Origin of the sequence: Halobacillus litoralis, from assembly GCF_020524025.1 — a bacterium.
Lineage (GTDB): Bacteria > Bacillota > Bacilli > Bacillales > Halobacillaceae > Halobacillus > Halobacillus litoralis_D.
Genome location: NZ_JAIVKN010000003.1, coordinates 18,406 through 35,661, shown reverse-complemented (window position 1 = coordinate 35,661; position 17,256 = coordinate 18,406). Strand labels below are relative to the sequence as shown.

Sequence of the window (17,256 nt, the reverse complement as noted above, 5' to 3'; positions counted from 1 at the left end):
GTTTCATTATTTTATCGAAAAAACCATTCTTTAAATTTAAAATCTCTAACTGTTAAGCATAGTAATCAAAGGGGTGGAAGTATGAATAAGAAGAAGGTAATTTTGGATTGTGACCCGGGCCATGATGATGCTATTTCGCTTATTTTGGCAGCATCTAAAGGAAGCGGGCTTTCTATTGAAGCCATCACAACGGTTGCTGGAAACGTGGAAGTTGAAAAAAATACCCTGAACGCACTCAAAGTGTGCGATATGATCGGCCTTACAAATGTGCCGGTTGCGATGGGAGCGACAAAGCCACTTTTAAAAAAACAGGCGATAGCAGGAGAAATTCATGGGGATACAGGATTGGATGGACCGGACTTACCTGAAGTGCCTTCTAGACAAGCCGTAGATCAACACGCTGTGGACCTTATCATTGATAAGCTTCTGTATGCGGAGGAGAAACTAACGCTGGTCCCAACCGGTCCTCTCACCAACATTGCAATGGCCATGATTCGGGAACCTGGCATTCTTGATAGCATTGAGGAAATTGTACTCATGGGAGGAGGCACGTTCGGAAATTGGACACCAGTAGCGGAGTTTAACATCTGGGTGGATGCAGAAGCAGCTAAACTTGTATTGGAGAGCGGCGTACCTATTACTATGTTCGGACTGGATGTAACCCATCAAGCGTTAGCGACAAGGGAAGTGATGGACAACCTTTCTGAAATCGGGAACCCTGTTTCTGAATTTGTTGTGGAACTGCTGGAGTTCTTTTCAAAAACATATAAAGACGTATTCGGCTTTGAAGCGGGACCTATACACGATGCCTGTACAGCGGCTTACTTGATTGAGCCGGAGATCTTTGACTTTAAGCATGTACGAGTTGATGTAGAGACTAAAGGAGAATTTACATATGGAATGACGAGTGTAGATCTGCTTGGTGTAACAAATGGTAAGCCTAACGTCAGGTTTGCTACTCAATTGAACGAGGGAAGATTCTGGAAGCTATTCGACCGTGCTCTTAGATCCTACTCTTTTACATAATAAGTTTGAGTCGCAGTGGTGGAAAATAGATCGACCGCGTTATATAGAGGAGGAATTTATATGTTTAAACATGTCATGTGGGATTTTGACGGCACGCTTTTTAATACCTATCCCATAATGGGTCAGATCTTTCAAGACCTGCTTAAAGAAAAGGGGATAGATGAACCGTTGGAAGAAATCCTGAAGCAGATGAAAATATCAATGTCCACAGCTGTAAATCATTATAAAGAAAAGTATCCAATTGATGAGATTTTTATTGAAGATTATCATAACAAGAGAACAGCAAGAGAAATTGAACTGTCAGAACCTTTCGAGGGTATGGAAAGGATATGCCGGTCGATCTCTGATTCTGGAGGGAGCAATTATCTCTATACACATAGAGGTGAATCAGCAATTGCTTTGTTGAAGAAATATGGTTTGTCCCGCTATTTCTCAGATTATATTACAAAAGAGGATGGGTTTGAGAGGAAACCTAGTCCTGATGCAATCCAACATTTAGTTAAAAAACACAATATGGAAAAGGATGAAACCATCATGATTGGAGACAGGGAATTGGATCTTTTATCTGCTAAGAATGCCGGTATCCATTCCTGTTATTTTGCAGAGAGAGACAAAGAAAGCCGCTATGCAGACTTTACTGTTCATGATGTTAAGCAGCTTTTTTCAATTATTGGCGTTAAATTTGAATAAAACCAAACCAAAAAATGATTTGAATATTCTGACAAATAACCTTATCCTAGAGATGGGTTATTTTTTAACTCAAACATACTGACTGGTTGGTATCTAAATAAAAAGGAGGATCTATGTATGGAGTATGTTGAAACCGTGCAGGGACCGGTGCGTGCAGATTCGCTTGGAAAAACGTTGATCCATGAACATTTCTTCTTTGGCTACCCAGGGTTTCAAGGCGACTTGACTCTAGGCGGGTTTGATTTTGAGGAAAAGAAACAGCGGGGAATTGAAGTTGCTAAGCTGATTCAGGAACAGGGGGTTGATACGGTTGTCGACCCGACCCCTAACGAATGCGGTCGTCATGTTGAACTGCTGAAGGCTGTTTCGGAAGCAACGGGATTAACGATTATTTGTGCGACGGGGTACTACTATGAAGGGGAGGGGGCAACACCATACTTTAAGTTCCGGCAGCAGCTGGGTACAGCAGAGGAGGAAATCTATCAACTGTTCATGGAAGAAATCACTAATGGGATTGAAGGAAGTGGGATTAAACCGGGTATTATCAAGCTTGCTTCCAGTAAAGGCGTGATTACAGACTATGAACAAATGTTCTTTCGTGCAGCTGTGAAGGCACAAAAGGAAACGGGAATTGTACTCTTAACTCATACTCAGGAAGGAACCATGGGGCCGGAACAGGCGAAGATGCTGATTGAAGAAGGTGCAGATCCGAAAAAAATGGTGATTGGCCATATGTGCGGAACCACGGATTTGACTCAACATCTACACGTGTTAAAACAAGGGGCTTATCTTGCAATGGACCGGTGGGGATTGCAGGGGATTGTAGGAGCTCCGACAGATGAAGAGCGCCTGACTGTGCTTTCGGCTCTGCTTAGCTCTGGATATGAAGATCAATTATTTCTTTCCCATGACACCGTAAATGTTTGGTGGGGGAGAGATCCTGTGATGCCGGAGCCGCTTTTGGAGCTCCTTCAACATTGGCGTCCCGACCATTTGTTCCGTCACATTCTTCCAGACTTAATGGAGCGGGGAATTATGACGGATACCCAGATGAATCAAATTTTTCAAAGCAACGCAGCTCAGTTGTTTGGAAGAAAGTCCACCCCTGCTGAAATGGAAGAAAGACTGGGGGCAGAAGAGAAGTAAAGTAGTGAAAATAACCAGCCTCTCAGAGGCTGGTTCTTTTTCCTGTACAAATGTAAGGTGTATTGCCGTGGCAGACCTGAATTTTTAACTAAATAAAGACATCATTAAGTATTTCATCATTGTCTAACAGGAGTAGTGCTTTCTTACGGTACCAATCCTCATGAAGAAAGGTATGACGGTTCGGCTTCATAAGAGGACTTTTTTCAATCGCATACTGTACATTGCTCTTCTTTATATCCAAGGTCTTTACATACTCGAAAAAACCCGTCCGGGTGAATACTTTTTGCATACGTTCTGCCCGGTGATTCTGTACGTGAGCCATAATGTAGGCAGCCATACCAACCTGAATTCCGTGCATCTGCGGGTGCTCCGCATAGTGATCGAGAGCATGGGAAATCAGATGTTCAGACCCACTGATTGGAGCACTGCTGCCACTGATTACGGTAGCTGCACCTCCCATGGTTAAAGAGCTGATGAGTTCTTTTAAAAAAGTCGGATGCTTAATATCATTCATCGGCGTTCGAATAAAACTGTTTACGGCTTTTTTACTCAGCATGGATGCAAAAGCATTTACATCCCCAAAGCCACGCTCTTCTTCAAATTCCCAATCATAAAGGGCCGTGATATTCGACATCAAGTCTCCGATGCCAGCCAAAATAAATTTGTCAGGAGCCTGTTGGATAATATCAAGGTCAGCAACAATTCCATAAGGGACCTTAGCAGGGACGGTCGTCTTTTTTCCATCGATGATTAAAGAACAGTTGCTGCTGGCAAAACCATCATTCGAGGCGGAAGTCGGAGCGCTGATGTAGGGGATCCTGCGTGAGAAACTGATATATTTCCCGTAATCGATGAGAGCGCCGCCCCCGACACCTATGATCACGTCATACATAGGCAGGGAAAAAGCATAGGTGATCAAACCCTGGACATTGGGGTGATCGTTTAAAAAAGCGGTGTCAGGTTCAATGTGGGAAAAAGAATGAATTATATCTGTCTTATACTGATGAAAGGTAAAATCATCAAATAATAGGAGAACTTTTTTGAATCCATGCTTCTCCAAGGTAGGTTCCAGTTCCAGGACAGCACCGTTTTTAATTTCTAGAATGGCTGGGATTGGAATCGTCGTAACCGGGTTAGTCATGAGCCATCCATCCTTTAGATTCTAAGTATTTCTGAATGTCTTTAAAGGTATCGACAGGGATGTAAGGGATGTTTCTTTCATTAAGAAGGTCCTGCAGGGAATCTTTTGCAAACGTCAGATCTGCATAGACTGCCGGGTGAGAATCAGGTTCGCTGTCACCTGCAAAGTGGACGGTTTCATACTTGCCCTTCAGCTCCTGGATAACCTTTGCTTTGTCAATGCCGTAGCGATTAGAGTAATGACGGTGCTCAGGGTTCATGTTCAAGTGAATGTTTTTATTCTCGAAGTACCCGTTGTTTGAGAGTACGGTCACATTATTAATTTCATATTGGTTGAGTATGTGATGGATATAATAATCTGTTCCGGCGCTTAATATGTACACTTCGGCACCTTTCTCCTGAATTTTCTTGAGGAAGATAGGTGCGGATTCATCAATCGGAATATTTTTAATATCTTCAATGATTTGTTCTTCCGGTTGTTCGATATGAGTGAAGATATGACTCAGAAAATCGATATCTTTGATATCACCGGCTTTCCACGTTTTAAATAATTCTTTTCCTTCAGGGTAATACTTTTCAATGACCACCCAATAGAAATCTTTCTTTGAAATTGTTCCGTCAAAATCAGAAACAAAGGCCCATTTCTTCATCCAATCCCCTCCAAATAAAGCATTTTCTTTTATTGTAACGAACGAATCCATTTCTAACTACTACCTGAACATCAACATTATGGCAGATTCATGAATATAATTGGAGAAGGAGCGGTGGGTATTCCACGTTTTCTCTATGTGATTCTATTATCATCAGGTATACAGTCCATTCCAGACAGAAAATTGAAAAACTGCAGGACTACTGATAATATTAGGTGAAAATAGACGATAAATGAGGGACACAGCATGCCAAGAGAATCGAAGCGGCATAAAATTTTAGAAGCCGCAGCCCTGATTGTTAAAGAGCAGGGAAGCGATGCACTAACATTAGATGCAACAGCAAAAAGGGCTGAAGTGAGCAAAGGCGGCCTTTTGTATCACTTTTCAACCAAGGAAGCTCTAGTAGAAGGGCTCGTTCAGCATATGAATGACATTTACCGCAGCAACGTAGAGGAACTTGTAGGGAAAGATGAAGAGGAAAAAGGAAAATGGTCCCGGTCATTTATAAATGTAATGCATGACAAAAGTGTAGAGAACCAAACGATTAGTGCTGGTATGTTAGCTGCTCAGGGAATCAATCCTGAACTGCTCCAGCCCCTTCAGAATACATACGCAGATTGGCAGGCTCATATACAGCAGGATGGTCTTGATGAGGTCGATGCAACTATTTTACGACTCGCGGTCGATGGCTTGTGGTTATCCGAGATCTTTGGTCTCGGTACATTATCAAGAGAACTTAGGGAAAAGGTCCTTGAACGATTGAATGAACAAACATATAAGGGATAAGGAAAACACCAGCTCCATTCAAAGGGGCTGGTGTTTTTCATTCTTTCCATCCTCCCTTGAGCGAATTTTTCCCTTTGGTTAAGAAAGAATAGGAAGATGAAAGTAATCTGGGAGTGTTCACAGTCTGAAGCGATCCTATCTACAGCTTTTTATAGAATCAGTCGAACTTTTTTGAGGGCGGTATAAGGTCCGCCATCGCTTTTTTCTTCTTCTCCATATATCAAATTTAGTTGAAAAATGGTTTGAAACTATACAGTCCAGATGGTATAGTAACAAGTAGTTCTTAAAAGAAAACAATAGTGTATTCAAAGGAGGATCTTTTGAATGAAAAATAAAGTATTACTGACTGCAGCCGTAACAGGAGCGGGAGATACGATAAAGAAAAACCCAAATGTACCCGTAACACCAAAAGAAATTGCCGATTCAGCGATTGAATCAGCAAAAGCGGGGGCGACTGTTGCCCATGTACATGCCCGCGACCCGAAAACGGGAGGCATCAGTCACGATATTGAACATTACAGGGAGATTGTCGATCGCATCCGTGAATCTGAAACAGATGTAATTATTAATATTACTTCCGGGGGTGGCGGTGACTTTATCCCTAGCCTGAATACACCTGCAGCCGGAGGAGATGGTACGGATATTCAAACACCGGCCGAGCGTCATGAACCTGTCGGACAGCTTCTGCCGGAGATGTGTACATTGGATTGCGGAAGTACGAATTTCGGAAACATGATTTATATGAGCCCTACAGACTGGCTTAGAGAACAGGCCAAATTGATACAGGAAAGCGGTGTAAAACCGGAGCTTGAATGTTTTGATACGGGACATATTCGCTTTGCTAACCAATTGGTTCAAGAAGGATTAATTGATGGAGACCCGATGTATCAATTTTGTCTTGGTATTCCTTGGGGAGCTGCTGCTGATGCAGAAACCATGCAGTATATGAAGAATCGTATTCCAGAAAATGCGCACTGGTCTGCTTTTGGTATCGGTCGTATGCAGATGCCGATAGCCGCCCAGACAGCCCTGCTTGGTGGAAATATCCGTGTTGGTCTTGAAGATAACATTTATTTATCTAAAGGTGTTGTCGCGAAGAATGAACAGCTTGTCGATAAAGCAGTAACGATGTTGTCAGGTCTTGACCTCGAGCCGATGACTCCACAAGAAGCGCGCGAATACTACAACCTTAGAAATCCATTAGGAGGGACATCAAGATGAAGATAGAAAAAGTAGCTGTCGTCGGAACAGGAGTGATCGGTAACGGCTGGATTGCCCGCATGCTTGCACAAGGGTATGACGTTGTAGCGACAGATCCTGCTGAAGGTGCAGAGGGACGTATGCGTAAAGCCGTCGATCAATCATGGCCTTTTGTAGAAGCACTTGGTCTTGCTGAAGGGGCTTCAAAAGACCGGTTGACGTTTACAAAAGATCTCGCTGAAGCTGTACAGGAAGCAGACTTCATCCAGGAGAATGTACCGGAAGTAGAAGAACTGAAGCAGATGGTACTTCAAAACATCGATCGTCATGCGAAGCCGGACGCTTTGATTGGCTCTAGTACTTCTGGGATTATGCCTTCAGAACTTCAAGCAAACATGAATCATCCAGAACGATTTGTTGTAGCTCACCCGTTCCACCCGGTTTATATTCTGCCACTTGTAGAAGTTGTACCAGGAAAACAGACGTCGACAGAGAATGTAGAAAGAGCCCGGAAATTTTATGAGGGAATGAACATGAGTGTGCTTCTTGTTCGTCACGAAATCGAAGGACACATTGCCGACCGTCTTATAGAAGCTATATGGAGAGAATCTCTTCACATTGTGAATGAAGGGATTGCGACAACGGAAGAAGTGGACAAAGCCTTCACCCATGGAGCGGGCATGCGTTATGCCCAGTACGGACCATTCCTTACCTTCCACCTTGCAGGAGGAGAAGGCGGTATGCGTCATATGCTGAAGCAGTTTGGTCCCGCGTTAAAGAAACCATGGACCAAGCTTGAAGCTCCTGAACTGACAGATGAACTCTACGACAAAGTTGTTTCAGGATGTGAGGCGCAGTCAAACGGGATGTCCATGTCTGAACTGGATCAAAACCGAAACGAGTTTTTAATTAAATTGTATGATCTAGTCCAGGAATACTGGCCGCAGGAGCAAAAGAAAACAAAGGTATAAAGGAGAGTCTTAAGATGAACCAGGACATCTTATTAAAACAGGCGGTTCCATCTGAATGGGTCGACTATAACGGACATATGAATGACGCGGAATACAGCCGGGCTTTCAGCCTTGCTACAGATGCCTTTATTGATTCCATTGGACTTCATGAGGACGCCCGCAGTCGTTACCAGTACACGATTTATACACTGGAGACGCATCTCTGTTATTTAAAGGAGATTCATGAGGGAGCAGAGTTTGAAATTAAATGCCGCATTCTTGACTATGATGCTAAACGCGTTCATCTGTTTCTTTCGATGTACCATAACGGAGAACTTGCAGCTACACTGGAAGAAATGCTGATGGGCATTGACCAGAATGAGGGAAGGGGAGCACCTTTCCCAGAGGAAGTGGCTGGGACGATTAAAGTTATTTATCAGGAAAAAGCCTCCGAGGATCTGCCGAAGCAAGCAGGAAGAACCATCGGCATCCGAAGAAAATAAAAGGAAAAAAGGACAGGTCTTCGTACCTGTCCTTTTTTTGGCTTTAGTAAAGATAATGGTAGATACGACAGTAGAATTTAGTTCCAAGCACCAAAAATATGATACGCTTAGCCTGTTAAAGTTTACAGTGTACATAGGATTTCATAGATAACTTATAGGTCTTAGTAGTGTAAGAAATGACCTCCGGGCAGGAGTCAGAACCGGTAAAATATTTATTGAGGGGTAGAAAAAATATGGATATATCTATTCGACACGCCGAGCAGAATGATTATGAGTCATTGCTGCCACTCTTTAGACAGGTTCATGAATTCCATGTTTCTGTAAGACCGGATTTGTACAAAGAGAATTTAACTCCAGTCCATAGAGAGTTCTTTGAAAGCCAGTTGATGGATAGCAGACAGCATATACTGGTGGCTGCTATCAGCCATGATATCGTCGGGGTTATAGTAATGAAGGAAGAAGAGACTGCTGAAAATTCTTTTGTTCATGCGCGGAAAGTATTATTTGTAAACAGTTTATGTGTTGCTGAAACCCATAGAAAGATGGGAATTGGAGAAAAACTAACGAAAAAAGCTTTTGACATCGGAAGGCACCTCAAAGTTGACAGTGTTGAATTGGGAGTCGCCGAAAAGAATACCTCTGCTATTGAATTTTATAGAAAAATGGGGATGTCGACAAAGAGTAGAAAAATGGAAATCAGTTTCAACTGAATAATGAGTTCATTTAATAAGACAATCGCGCAGCATAGGACTTCTATATCATTGGAAGTCCTATTTTTTCTCTGAATTTTAATAGTGAAAACTTTAATAGACTCTTTGTTATAGAGAACTGAAATTAAATGGTGTAGTCATGTAAGAGTTAGAATGTGGAAAAGATAAGCACATTTTTATTCTCATTTTGTATAGAGTTTAAGTTGAACTCCAATACTAGCATAGGAATCCAATTTTTGGATTCCTATGCTTTTTTTGATTGGAGAGGAGAGCTGTTATGGAACGCGTGTTTTGTTATTACAAAAAAGACTTGAATATGGATCACTTGTCATCTCCTGTTGAAAGAATTATTAATCAGGATAAAATTCTGTTCAAGTATTGTGAAGATAACAACCTTCATGTTGTGAAAAGGTTCAGTGACTTAGGATACCTGGGGTCACATTTTCAACGTCCAGAACTAATAGAGATGAAAAAAACATTAGAAAAGCGTGACTGCCAGGTCAGCACCCTGATTTTCTATAGTATGATGGCTGTGAAAAATGAGAATAAAGTGAATGAAAAGATGCTTCTTGAAATCGTGAAGGTCATTGGCAGAGTCTATTTCTACAAGCAGGATATGACGCTCGATTACGAACGATTTCATTCCTTAGTAAAAGGTCCTATACCTATGCACATAAAGCAAGAAACGTTGGATGAAGTGCCCGCACATTCCTTTGACAGGCAGGAGGAAGCTTAGAACTACCATTTTATATACGAACATTTTGATCTAAAATAAACTATCCACTCCTTCCATAAATGGGGGAGGTTTTTTTTATGCGTAAAAATAGACTTCCAGAGGAATTCAAGATAGAATCATAGGTTGGAAGTTTTAAAAAATAGGTTAAGAAAAAACATGGATATAAAGTCTAGACAGGAACAGAAAGGTGTTTTGCAACATGTTACATAATCCAAAAGGAAAAGAAAGGATCGGCCTTGCCTTTCTACTCGGAATGCTTGGTATATTAGGTCCGCTGAATATTGATATGTATCTGCCTAGTTTTCCGGGGATCGCCTCCGATCTGGAAACGAATGCATCTCTCGTGCAGCTTAGTTTAACCACTTGTTTAATTGGGCTTGCCGTCGGGCAGATGGTCGTCGGTCCAATCAGTGACTCCCAGGGAAGGAAGAAGCCTTTAATCATTTTCCTTTCCCTCTTTGCAGCAGCGTCATTTCTTTGTGCACTCGCTCCCAACATTATCGTTTTAGTAATGGCACGCTTTCTTCAAGGTTTTACAGCTTCTGCCGGGGTTGTGCTTTCCCGTGCAGTTGTCCGCGATGTATTTTCAGGCAGGGAGCTGACGAAGTTTTTCGCCCTGTTAATGGTGATTAATGCGACAGCGCCCATGATTGCTCCGATGACAGGGGGAGCGATTCTGCTGCTGCCTTTTGCTACTTGGGAAACCATTTTCTTCTTTCTTAGTATCGTAGGTGTTCTCATCGTTTTGACCGTCTCGGGAAAATTGCCTGAAACACTTCCGGCTGAAAAGAGAATACCGAGTTCGGTTAAAGAATCGATCTTGACCATCGGCCGTGTAATGAAGGACCGCTCATTTATTGGTTACGCGTTGACAATCGGTTTTGTGCACGGTGGAAGTTTTGCATATGTATCAGGAACACCGTTTGTTTACCAGGGAATTTATGATGTATCTCCGCAGGTGTTCAGCGTATTGTTTGGAATTAACGGCCTGGCCATTATCACCGGAAGCTTCTTGATTGGAAGGCTGGGAGGGATCATTCATGAGCGAAGCCTGCTTCGGTCAGCTGTACTTGTCGCTGTCAGTGCTACAGCTTTTCTTTTAGTCATGACGATTATTGAAGGACCACTCTTCTCAATCGTCATTCCAATCTTTATTTATATGACAGCGATGGGAATGGTTTTGACAAGTACCTTTACCCTTGCGATGGAACATCAGGGACACCGTGCGGGAAGTGCCAGTGCCGTACTCGGGATGCTGCCATTGGTTTTCGGGGCGATGGTATCCCCGTTAGTCGGAATTGATGAAACGACAGCTGTTCCGATGGGGGCAATCCTGTTTACCACTTCTTCGATTGGTGCCACGTTCTTCTTTACCTTAACGAAGAAGAGTATGCATGCAGCTGCGTAGAACGAGGAGGGTTCCATTGAAAAATGAAGCTTCCAAAAAAGGATTGAAAAGAATTTACACGGTTAGTCTTGCTTCTATCCTTTTCCTAACGATATTTACGTATGTTGATGAAGATCAATACAATGATTATATTGGTGCCTGGTTATTGTTGATCTTCTGGGTTGTTAAGATTTTGTTTGACTTTATTTCTAATCGTAGAGAAGGGAACAAGAAGCTGGCTGTTTTCGATTTACTTCTAATGACTGCCGGTATTGGTATTCTGGCTTGGCAGTGTCTTGTATTTTCCAGGTGATGGTTGCCGGGGTCAAGAGTAAACGGATAATAAAACAAAGGCGCAGCCTATAGGCTGCGCCTTTGTTTATATCGCTGGTTCTTCAGGGAGGGAATCCATACCTTTGTTCACTTTTCTCTTTCTCTTAGAAAAAATCCGGTAGGCAGCCGGGATTAATAGCAGCGTAATGAATGTTGCAAATAGCAGACCAGAGATAATCACAGTTGCCATCGGGGCTTGATAATTACCGGCTGATCCTGTAGCAAGAGCAAGCGGAAGCATTCCTCCAGCTGTTGTAAGACTGGTCATAAAGATGGGACGGATCCGGTCTTTCCCTGCCTGAATCAGGGAAGTCTCTACATCTGATCCTCTATTGCGCAGTTGATTGGTTCTTGTAATGAAAAGGATCGCGTTATTCAGTACAATCCCGATCAGCATTACGATACCCATCGCAGACATGACGCTTAGTTCCTGCTGGGTGATAAACAATCCTAAAATGACACCAACAATGGTCATTGGAATGACGGCCATGACAATCAAAGGGTGGAATAAATGGTTAAATTGGACAGCCATCACAAGGTAAACAAGGAAAATGGCAATGGCGAATATCACAATCATTTCCTGGATTAACTCCTGCTGCTGTTCTAAGTCACCCGCTAATGAGAGAGTATATCCGGATGGTGAGTCAAAGGATTCGATCGCTTTTTGGACATCCCGATTGACCGCACCTAAATCACGGCCTTCAATGTCAGCCGATACGGTCGCATAGCGTACGCCATCTATATGGTTGATTTCGTTTGGCGTATCAACAGTCTTCAAATTTATAAACGCTGCCAGATCTTTCTTGCCATCCGCTGTTGGAATCGACCAATCAAAAAGCGCAGATTTAGATACGGTAGGTTCCTGCCAGGCAGCTCTTAAGGGAACGGATTCCTGGTTTAAATTCCATTCACCTAACGGCTGGTCAAGAAACGCCTGTTCCATCTGTTGACGTATAGTAGAATCGTTCAGTCCGAACTTTTCGATTTCCATGTGATTTAATTCAACCACTTGTTCTTTGGAAGCATGATCCATAGAAGTGTGTGCAGCCACAATCCCATCGATCTCTTCAAGTTTTTCCTTAAACTCCGAAGATAGTTGCTGTAATTCCTCAAAGGATTCCCCTTTTATTTGCACTTGAACGGGAGAGCCACCGCCACCTTCCATAACGGAAGCAACATTATTTATTGGCTGTGTTTCTTCTAAAGAACGAAGTGATTTCAGAATGTCTTCGTTTACTTCGCTCTGTTCTTTCGTAATCTCTTCTCCTTTTGTCATATTAATGAGCGTATAAAGGAAGTCACCATTATCCAGAATGTAGCTTGATTCAATATCCTGAACATTTTCAAGTTTTGTATGAATCTTCTCAATGATTTGCTTCTTATCAGAGGAAGAGATACCTTCTTCCACATCAACCATCACTTCTGAATAACGGTTAAACATATCAGGCATGATGGTCATTGGTATTTTTGTAACTAAGAAGAGAGAACCGATAAACAGAATTAGAAAGAAGCTTAATACAACCAGGCTGTGACGCTTCTTCTGTACCGTCCAGCTCACCATCTTTTCATAGAATCGGATGATTGGACCGTCCCCTTTTATTTTAGACCTTTCTTTTACTTTCAGGAACTTTTCAGAAAGAGACGGAATGAGTGTAAAGGAGATGATGACTGAGCTTATGAGAGTAATCGCCACAACAATGGATAAGACAATCATGAAGCGTCCCATCTCACCACCCAGCAATCCAATTGGCAGAAAGACGACAATCGTCGTAAGCATGGAAGCGATCACGGCGCTGGCTACTTCCTGAACTCCCTGCATAACCGCATCCATGCCCTTGAGTCCCTGTTCTTTCTTTTGATAAATGGATTCCAGGATAACAATAGATGAATCCACCATCATACCAATACCAAGTCCTAAACCAATCAAGGTGAGTATATTTAAACTGTAATCAAACATCCATATTGCCGCAATCGTTAACAAAATGGATGTGGGAATAGAGATACTAACGATTAATGTCGCCCTGATATTTCGTAAGAAGAGGAGTAAGACGGCCACAGCTATAACGCCACCAATGAGAATATTGCTGGTTACTCCACTGATGGAGTCTTCTACATAATCCGCCTGTGCGACAATTTCTTTTAGATTTATCCCTTCTGCCAAACCTTCCTTTTTCATTGCCTTAATTTCAGATCGAACGGCTGCGGCTGTTTCAATGTCTGTTGAGTCTTCGGCACTGCCCACTTGTGCAAAAATAAAGTCATTGTCTCCACCTTTCCATACAAGGGAAGACTGTTCCTTAGGCTGAATTTCAATAGAAGCCAGGTCTTTTAATTGAACTGCACCTTGCTGTGTAGGGATGTTGATGTTTTCTATATCTTGTATACTTTCAGAATCAGACGTCCATCGAATGGATGGACTGCCTTTTTCTCCTGAGAGTGTGCCGAGGGTTTGTTCCTTACTGGATTGCTGTATAATAGGAAGGATGTTATTAACGTTGAGGTTCTGCTTCTCCAATTCTTTTTGATCGAATTGAATAAGGATTTCTTCTTTTAAAACACCGGATAAGTCCACATCACGGACTTCAGGCAGCTCTTCTAAGCGTGGTTCCAGGATGTCTTCTGCAAATTTGGTCATTTCTTCTTTATCATCACCGGAAATATCGAAGAAGAATTGATAACTCTGGGTTGTGCCGTACTGTCCGGAGTCGACTCTTTCAATGCTGTTAATCGTTGATGTTACTTGGTTGGCGGCCGATTCTGCCTCTTTCATCGCTTCTTCACCTTTGCCACGGTCAAACGTCATTTGAATCGAACTTTGACCAGTATAGGAAGTGGAGCTGATTTCCTTAATCCCTTCCACACCTTCAAGCTGTCTTTCCAGGGGTGTTGTAATGGATCTTTCCACCTCTGAGGCCTGCATTTCTCCAGCATCGACTTGTATATAGCCACCGTCCATTGAAACTGCCGGAAGTAATTCCTCATCTAAATGAAGGATGCCACAAACCCCGACAATAACAATAAGCGTAGACAAAAGTCCAATCAATATTTTTCTTTTTAAAATGAACTGTAGTCCTCTCATGGGTAAAATACCTCCTTTGTAAAATTAGTACACGAACTATATCTGTAACTCACCAAAAAGTGAGGTTTTTTTACTGTGAAATTTGATGAATTTAACATATAGGTGATTCTTTGTTCTCTTTCATTATACGAATTCGCTCTAATTATTTTATTAATCGCGGGACTGAAATTCACCTAAGTCTTGAGGCTTATTTTTAGTCGCGCTGATTTTATACGTACTTTTGAATAAGAGCCTTTATCTATTCATCAGAGTGTTCGAACAGATCTGTTCATGAAGGAATGCCGTGAGGGTTATAGAAACAACGTTAAAGGGTACAGGTGTAGCGAACGAATCGTATCTATAACACATGCAACTGACTATGAACCAACGACATGTCCACAATCAAGGAGGAGTTTTCAAGTGATCATTGCGATCATCATCTTACTATTTGTTTCCTTTTTCTTCTCAGGAAGCGAAACAGCTTTAACAGCTGCCAACAAAATGAAACTGCAGGCAAAAGTAAACAAAAATGATAAAAAAGCGGAAAAGCTGCTGAACCTGGTTTCCCGTCCAAGCGAGTTTATTACAACCATCCTGATTGGAAATAATATCGCCAATATTCTTCTGCCCACGCTTGTCACAACGCTCGCGATTCAATACGGCTTCAGCGTTGGGTGGGCTTCAGTTATCCTTACAGTGACGGTTATTATTTTTTCGGAAGTCATTCCTAAATCCGTGGCTGCCACATTCCCTGACAAAATTTCAATGACCGTTTCACCGGTGATCCGTTTCTTTGTTGTTTTATTCAAACCGGTTACGATCGTTTTAAACTGGATGACCCGCTCCATTACAAAAGCTCTGTCCAAAGGGGAAACGAAGGATGTTTCCATATCAAAGGAAGAGCTCCGTACTATGGTCGACATTGCTGATTCAGAAGGCACCTTTAATGAAGCTGAATCGCACCGGATTAAAGGCGTGCTTGATTTTTATAATTTAAATGTCAAAGACGTGTTAAAAACCCCGCGTGTAGATATGATCGCTATATCCGAAGAAGCAACTTTTGAAGAAGTGAGGGATATGGTCATTCAGCACCCATTCACAAGATATCCCATATACCGTGAGGATCTTGATGATATTATTGCTGTGTTCCATTCCAAATATCTGATTTCATGGGCGATGGAACCTGAACGCCCTTTTGAGGACTTTACTTATAAGGATCCTCTTGTAGTTTATGAGTTTCACAGCATTGAATGGGTGTTCCGCAAAATGACAAAAGAAAAGAACCACATGGCCATAGTCCTTGATGAATATGGAGGCACAGAAGGGGTGCTGACGCATGAAGATATCATTGAAGCCATGATCGGGCTTGAGATCGAAGATGAAATGGATGTAGAGAGAGATTCAATCATCGATAAGATTACAGAGACCGAAATCATCTGTGATGGTAAAATCACCCTTCGTCGCCTGAACTCCATTTTTGACACGGAAATCCCTGAAGAGGAAGATGTGCTTGCCGGGTATCTGTTGAAGGAATTCAACGATTTTCCGAAAGAAGGGGATATTCTGAAAAGGAACAATCTTACTTTTAAGGTGCTGGAGATCGAGGGTCGGATGTTGAGGAAGATACAGATTGTTAAATAAGCATTTTGTTTGGAAATGTATTTTATGAGGTGTTTGATAGGTTTACAGACCCATAATAATGAAGGAACACGACTCAAAATCGTGTTCCTCACTGATTGCCTGTTCGACTACGGCCACCGGTATCATAAACTCAGTAATACCAAGACTTCAACGATTATGTTGAGGTTTTTTTATTTGCGTTTTTCACGATCAAAATAATCAAAAATCGTGTGCCTCGAATCGTGTGCCGCGCTTAGGAGGTTGTTATTGTGGGAAGACGTAAAGAATTAACCGAAGAAGAATTAAAAATTATTAAAAAGGCTATTAGTGATGAAGAAGCTTTTGAAAAATTCTTTAGGAACTGCTATTTGAAAAACTTAAGGCCAGCAACAATTGAGTATTATAAAAATGAATTTCACGGTGCAAAGAAACTTATTTCAAAGGAACTAGTTAAATGCTGTCAAAAGGATATTGAAGAGCTAATCCTTCAAAGTAAAAAGTTAATGAAGGTAACTACTATAAATACTCGGCTGCGTGCTCTTCGTGCGTTTTATAACTATTTATACAAAGATAATCTAATTGATAGCAATCCAATGAAGAATATTAAATTGCTTAGAGATAGACAAAAGACCATTGAGACATTAGATAATAAAGAAATTGAATTGTTAGTAAAGACAATTCGTAAACAGAAAACTTTTATTGGTTTTAGAGATGAAACAATATTATTGGTTTTTCTTGATACTGGTGTTCGATTGTCTGAACTAGTAGGAATTGAAGTTGACGATGTGAGAGATAACAAAATTATTATAAGAAGGACAAAGAATCTTTTTGAGAGAGTTGTTTATTTATCAGATACGACAAAAGAGCAGCTAAAAAGATATATAACAATCAGAGGCAATGTGGCAACGGATAAGCTGTTTATCAATCATGATGAAAATGAACTTAAGCCGCATAGTATCCAAACAAGGTTTTATAAGTATGGCAATGAAGCAAACATCACCAAGAGAGTAAGTCCACATACATTTAGATATACAATGGCAAAAAGAATGATAATGGCTGGTGTTGATGCTTTTACTTTGATGACCATTTTAGGCCATAGTGATATGACAATCACAAAGAGATATGTAAATCTATGGGGACCAGACATTGAACAAAAACATAAGCAATATGGTGCTCTAAAGGGACTAAAACTTTAATTTTACGAATGTGTGTTCGTGTAATAAAATAAATAAAAGAGATGGCATATGAGTTTGGCGGCTCACCATCTCTAAATTCAAATCACAGAAGACTTAACTTCTATATATAAGCATAATAGCAAGTC

The 17,256-nt window shown here is 41.5% G+C and carries 16 protein-coding genes; 13 read left to right on the top strand and 3 right to left on the bottom strand.

Annotated elements, in window-relative coordinates; translation table 11 throughout:
- Positions 1–81 precede the first annotated feature (81 nt).
- From LC036_RS11760 to LC036_RS11750, 3 genes are all read left to right on the top strand, one after another.
- On the top strand, positions 82–1,026 hold the full coding sequence (locus LC036_RS11760; RefSeq protein WP_226582639.1) for a nucleoside hydrolase: 945 nt from the start codon (positions 82–84) through the stop codon (positions 1,024–1,026).
- A gap of 60 nt (positions 1,027–1,086) precedes the next feature.
- Complete coding sequence (locus LC036_RS11755) at positions 1,087–1,716, top strand: HAD-IA family hydrolase (protein WP_226582636.1); 630 nt, start codon at positions 1,087–1,089, stop codon at positions 1,714–1,716.
- A 117-nt stretch (positions 1,717–1,833) separates the two neighbouring features.
- Complete coding sequence (locus tag LC036_RS11750; protein WP_226582633.1) at positions 1,834–2,862, top strand: phosphotriesterase; 1,029 nt, start codon at positions 1,834–1,836, stop codon at positions 2,860–2,862.
- Positions 2,863–2,950: 88 nt separating this feature from the next.
- On the opposite strand, the gene LC036_RS11745 is transcribed toward LC036_RS11750, so the two are convergent.
- The gene (locus LC036_RS11745) at positions 2,951–4,003 is read right to left on the bottom strand and encodes an iron-containing alcohol dehydrogenase family protein (RefSeq protein ID WP_226582630.1); all 1,053 of its coding nucleotides are present in this window, start codon (positions 4,001–4,003) and stop codon (positions 2,951–2,953) included.
- Positions 3,996–4,652 carry an MtnX-like HAD-IB family phosphatase gene (locus LC036_RS11740; RefSeq protein ID WP_226582627.1) on the bottom strand — a complete coding sequence of 219 codons (657 nt, stop codon included), beginning with the start codon at positions 4,650–4,652 and terminating at the stop codon, positions 3,996–3,998. Before LC036_RS11740 ends, LC036_RS11745 begins: the two co-directional genes overlap by 8 nt.
- A 246-nt stretch (positions 4,653–4,898) precedes the next feature.
- On the opposite strand from LC036_RS11740, the gene LC036_RS11735 reads away from it, so the two are divergent.
- The 8 genes from LC036_RS11735 to LC036_RS11700 all read left to right on the top strand — a co-directional run bounded on the left by LC036_RS11735 (position 4,899) and on the right by LC036_RS11700 (position 11,237).
- Positions 4,899–5,438, top strand: coding sequence for a TetR/AcrR family transcriptional regulator (locus tag LC036_RS11735; RefSeq protein WP_226582625.1), 540 nt, complete (start codon positions 4,899–4,901; stop codon positions 5,436–5,438).
- Positions 5,439–5,762: 324 nt separating this feature from the next.
- Entirely contained in the window at positions 5,763–6,659 is an 897-nt protein-coding gene (locus LC036_RS11730; RefSeq protein ID WP_226582622.1) for a 3-keto-5-aminohexanoate cleavage protein, read from the top strand.
- Positions 6,656–7,609, top strand: a complete 954-nt coding sequence (locus LC036_RS11725) for a 3-hydroxyacyl-CoA dehydrogenase NAD-binding domain-containing protein (protein WP_226582619.1) — start codon at positions 6,656–6,658, stop codon at positions 7,607–7,609. Before LC036_RS11730 ends, LC036_RS11725 begins: the two co-directional genes overlap by 4 nt.
- Before the next feature lie 14 nt (positions 7,610–7,623).
- The gene (locus LC036_RS11720) at positions 7,624–8,091 is read left to right on the top strand and encodes a thioesterase family protein (protein WP_226582616.1); all 468 of its coding nucleotides are present in this window, start codon (positions 7,624–7,626) and stop codon (positions 8,089–8,091) included.
- A 233-nt stretch (positions 8,092–8,324) separates the two neighbouring features.
- Positions 8,325–8,801 carry a GNAT family N-acetyltransferase gene (locus tag LC036_RS11715; protein ID WP_226582614.1) on the top strand — a complete coding sequence of 159 codons (477 nt, stop codon included), beginning with the start codon at positions 8,325–8,327 and terminating at the stop codon, positions 8,799–8,801.
- A 277-nt stretch (positions 8,802–9,078) separates the two neighbouring features.
- A complete protein-coding gene (locus LC036_RS11710; RefSeq protein ID WP_226582611.1) occupies positions 9,079–9,537 on the top strand; it encodes a recombinase family protein in 459 nt (152 codons plus the stop codon).
- Positions 9,538–9,736: 199 nt separating this feature from the next.
- Positions 9,737–10,945 (top strand): Bcr/CflA family efflux MFS transporter, encoded by a 1,209-nt coding sequence (locus LC036_RS11705; RefSeq protein WP_226582607.1) that lies wholly within the window; start codon positions 9,737–9,739, stop codon positions 10,943–10,945.
- Between the two features lie 16 nt (positions 10,946–10,961).
- Positions 10,962–11,237 carry a hypothetical protein gene (locus LC036_RS11700; protein WP_226582604.1) on the top strand — a complete coding sequence of 92 codons (276 nt, stop codon included), beginning with the start codon at positions 10,962–10,964 and terminating at the stop codon, positions 11,235–11,237.
- A gap of 66 nt (positions 11,238–11,303) precedes the next feature.
- Here LC036_RS11700 and LC036_RS11695 read toward each other — a convergent pair whose 3' ends face one another.
- Positions 11,304–14,336, bottom strand: a complete 3,033-nt coding sequence (locus LC036_RS11695; protein ID WP_226582601.1) for an efflux RND transporter permease subunit — start codon at positions 14,334–14,336, stop codon at positions 11,304–11,306.
- Between the two features lie 399 nt (positions 14,337–14,735).
- Between LC036_RS11695 and LC036_RS11690 the strand changes: the two genes are divergently transcribed.
- Positions 14,736–15,956, top strand: coding sequence for a hemolysin family protein (locus tag LC036_RS11690; protein ID WP_226582598.1), 1,221 nt, complete (start codon positions 14,736–14,738; stop codon positions 15,954–15,956).
- Between the two features lie 248 nt (positions 15,957–16,204).
- Positions 16,205–17,131, top strand: coding sequence for a tyrosine-type recombinase/integrase (locus tag LC036_RS11685; RefSeq protein WP_226582595.1), 927 nt, complete (start codon positions 16,205–16,207; stop codon positions 17,129–17,131).
- Positions 17,132–17,256 lie beyond the last annotated feature (125 nt).